The sequence below is a fragment of the Bowdeniella massiliensis genome (assembly GCF_023634005.1).
GTDB classification, from domain to species: Bacteria; Actinomycetota; Actinomycetes; order Actinomycetales; family Actinomycetaceae; genus Bowdeniella; species Bowdeniella massiliensis.
In genome coordinates this window covers 1-417 of sequence record NZ_JALIQR010000062.1, presented here as the reverse complement: position 1 = coordinate 417, position 417 = coordinate 1, and the positions used below count along the sequence as shown (strand labels likewise).

Below are 417 nucleotides of genomic sequence, written 5' to 3'. Positions count from 1 at the left end.
AAAAAAAAAAAAAAAGAAGAGAGAAAGAAAGAGAAGGAGGAAGAAAAGAAAAAAGAGGAGAAAAAAGAAGAAAAAAAAGAAGAGAAGAAAAAAAAAAAAAAAAAAAAAGAGAAAAAAAAAAAAAAAAAAAGAGAAAAAAAAAAAAAAAAAAAAAAAAAAGAGAAAAAAAAAAAAAAAAAAAAAGAAAAAAAAAAGAAAAAAAAAAAAAGAAAAAAAAAAGAAAAAAAAAAAAAAAAAAAAAAAAAAAAAAAAAAAGAGAAGAAAAAAAAAAAAAAAAAAGCAAAAGGTCGGAAGCGAAAGAAGAGAAAAAGAGAAAGCGAGGGGGAGAACGGAAGCAAAGAAACAGAACAACGAGCCGTAGACGGCGAAGGCAATGGAGAGGACAAAGAGGCGGAACATGGCATTGATGATGGACAG

At 25.4% G+C, this 417-nt stretch carries 1 protein-coding gene; it reads left to right on the top strand.

Going from position 1 to position 417, the window contains the following annotated elements:
- A partial coding sequence (locus tag MUN85_RS12565; RefSeq protein WP_250507007.1) for a hypothetical protein occupies positions 1 to 417 on the top strand: 417 nt, incomplete at both ends.